The sequence below is a fragment of the Mumia sp. genome (assembly GCF_028803055.1).
Lineage (GTDB): Bacteria > Actinomycetota > Actinomycetes > Propionibacteriales > Nocardioidaceae > Mumia.
The window spans coordinates 1-2,901 of record NZ_JARBCJ010000277.1 but is presented as its reverse complement, the minus strand read 5'-3'; the positions used below and the strand labels follow the sequence as shown (position 1 = coordinate 2,901).

General features: G+C 71.4%; 3 protein-coding genes. 1 reads left to right on the top strand and 2 read right to left on the bottom strand.

Annotated features, from left to right (window positions below; translation table 11 throughout):
- Positions 1-96 precede the first annotated feature (96 nt).
- A complete protein-coding gene (locus tag PV363_RS16985; RefSeq protein WP_220342404.1) occupies positions 97-987 on the bottom strand; it encodes an ABC transporter permease in 891 nt (296 codons plus the stop codon).
- Positions 984-1,928 (bottom strand): aliphatic sulfonate ABC transporter substrate-binding protein, encoded by a 945-nt coding sequence (locus tag PV363_RS16980; RefSeq protein ID WP_220342405.1) that lies wholly within the window; start codon positions 1,926-1,928, stop codon positions 984-986. Before PV363_RS16980 ends, PV363_RS16985 begins: the two co-directional genes overlap by 4 nt.
- Positions 1,929-2,157: 229 nt before the next feature.
- Here PV363_RS16980 and PV363_RS16975 point away from each other — a divergent pair.
- A partial coding sequence (locus tag PV363_RS16975) for a FlgD immunoglobulin-like domain containing protein (protein WP_301022974.1) occupies positions 2,158-2,901 on the top strand: 744 nt, incomplete at its 3' end.

Here is a 2,901-nt window from a genome sequence, read left to right as displayed (position 1 = left end):
CGCCGAGCAGCACGACGACCTCGCCGCGCTCCAGGTCGAGGTCGACTCCGTCCAGCACGACCACGTCGCCGAAGCTCCGGCGTACGTCTCGTGCTGTCACGAAGCCTGCAGTCCCCGTCGCCACGACAGCGCCCTCCTCTCCGCGACCCGCAGCACGAGGTCGGACAGCAGCCCGAGGACGGCGTACGCCAGAAGGCCGAGAAGCACGATTTCCGTCTGGGAGAACTCGCGCGCCTCCATCATCATGAAACCGAGCCCCGAGTCGGTGTTGACCTGCTCGCCGACCACCAGGCTCAGCCACCCGGCGGCGAACGCGAGGCGCAGACCCAGGAACAGCGACGGCATCGTGCCCGGGATCACCACGTGCCGGATCCGCTCCGCTGCCGACAACCCACAGGTGCGTGCCGCCTCCACCAGTCGCTCGTCGATGTTGCGTATCCCGGCGTAGAGATTCAGGTAGATCGGGAAGAAGGCGCCGAGCGCCACCAGCGTGATCTTGAGCGGCTCCCCGATGCCGAGCCAGATGATGAGCAGCGGGACGAGGCCGAGGTGAGGAAGCATCCGGGCCATCTGCACGGTCGGGTCGACGAGCGCGTCGCCGACGCGGACCAGCCCTGCGAATGCCCCGAGCACGAGCGCCAGTCCGCCGCCGATCAACAGTCCGACGAGCGCGCGGGTGAGGGACTCGTACACGTGCGCGGGCAGGCTGCCGTCCTGCGTCAGACGCCAACCCGCCGCCAGGACCTCGCTCGGCGGAGGCAGCTTGTCGGGCGACACGATGCGGGTCTGTGCCAGCAGCTCCCAGGCGCCCGCCAGGACCAGCGGGGTGACCAGCCGCAGTCGGCGCAACCACGCCTCCGTGCGGGCACGTCGACGGGCCGCGGTCGGTCGTCCCCCCGGGGCCTGGCCCGTGGACCCCGCGGAGACCGACCTGGCGGCTTCGGGCAGGGTCACCCCGCCGGTCACGGCGGTCGGCGCCTCGGTCACTCGAGGATCTCCGAGTACCTGTCGTCCACGCGGCCGGCGACATCGACGGGGCCAGGGATCAGGTCGAGGTCCGCGAAACCGTCGGCGATCGTCTGGATCTCGGCACCGATCTCCGGGGTGAGCGCCGCCAACGGCTGGGCGCTGCGGGCGAGCGCACGTGCCGCCGTCTCCCGCGGGATCTTGAGCTCCGGAGCGAGCAGGTCGGCCCGCTCCTCGGGGTTCGCGATGCCCCAGTCGGTGACCTCGCGGTACGTCCGGAGGAACTCCTCGATCTGCTCCGGCTTCTCCTCGAGCGCCTCCGGGGAGACGAGCACGTACTCGCGGTTGTTCGCCAGGCCCGTCGCGTCCGCGAGCACCTTCACGCCGGGCTGCTCTGCGAGCGCGAAGTACGGGTCCCAGATGATCCAGGCGTCGACCTGGTCGTTGTCGAACGCGGGTCGCGCCTCAGCGGGCTTGAGGTACTTCACGTCGATGTCGTCGATCGTCATGTCGTGCGCCTCGAGGAGCTTCACGAGGAGCCAGTGGACGTTGGAGCCCTTGTTGAGGGCGACGGTCTTGCCCTTGAGATCCTCGAACGACGTGAAGCCGCTCTTCTCCTTCACGAGCACCGCTTCGCCCTTCGGGACGGGTGCGGAGGTCGCGATGATGGTGAAGTCGGTCTTGCCGGCGGCGGCGAAGATGGGCGGCGCCTCGCCGGTCTGCCCGATGTCGACCGCCCCGGCCTTCAGCGCCTCGGTCAGCGCCGGGCCGCTCTCGAAGAGCGACCACTCCGCACCACGAGCGGCGTTGCGCGCTTTCACGAGGCTCAGACCGCCGAAGCGTTGGTAGCCGACCTGGAGCGGCTCGTCGGCGTCGGCGTCGTCCCCGCCGCCGCACGCGCTCAGCCAGCTCGACATCAGCAGCGCGACGGCGGCGGTCAGGGTGGCGGTGGTTCTGCGCATGAGGGTCCTCGGAGGTCTCGACGAAGCGACGGCGGCCAGTCTTGCGAGGACTTCGCGTCACCGGCAGGGTTGCGCTCGCCGCGGGAGAAACACCGAGGGACGCGTCGATCGGCGGCTCCCGCCGGATCGCGTGGTCACGATCGGAGAACGAACCCGTTGGAACGCCGTCCGGGTCCCCTAGTGTGTGTCCGCCCGCCAACTCCGGCGGGCCCTACCACCCGAGGTGGCCATGCGTCGCGCCCTTGTCCCAGCTCTCGCCCTTGCTCTCGTCCCCCTGGCCTCGTTGCCGGCTCCCGCGGTCGCCGGCCCGGCGACACCGGGCGTCGTCACGCCGACCAGCGGACCGGCCGCCTTCTCGTTCGAGGTGCCGGAGGCGATGACCGCCGTGCTCCTCGAGATCCGTCGGGTCGGCTCGTCCGCCGTCGTCGCCTCGACCGACCTGGGCGACCTGGCCGCCGGCACGACCAGCGCCACGTGGGACGCGCGCACGACCTCGGGCACTGCGGTCGCCGACGGGTCGTACGTCGCCACGCTGCGCGCCTCCGACGCCGCGACCCCGCTCGCCGACGAGTCGACCGTCCGAGTGAACCTCGCCGCGCCGAAGTCCGCCGCGGCCCCCGCGGTCTCGGCCACGAGCGTGTTCCCGTGGAACGACGGCTACCGCGACGCGATCACGCTCACCGGCGTCACGCCGACGACCGAGACACCTGCGTCCGCCGCGGTGCAGGTGCTCAACGCCTCGGGTGCCGTGGTCTGGTCGGCTGCCGGCCGTACCGCGCGCTGGACGGGCCGCTCCAGCGTGGGCGCCATCGTGCCCGCCGGCACCTACCGCGTCCGCTCGCGGTACGTCGACGCCGACGGCCTCGTCGGCTACAGCGCTCCCCGCGCCGTCACCGTGTCGGCCAAGCGCCTCGTGACCCGGAAGGTCACCGAGCGGATCTCGCCCAAGGCCTTCCTGTACTACCCGTACGTC

Bases quoted from the DNA above. Each gene is read 5' to 3' on its own strand.
- PV363_RS16980 (WP_220342405.1), bottom strand. From the start codon at position 1,928: ATGCGCAGAACCACCGCCACCCTGACCGCCGCCGTCGCGCTGCTGATG.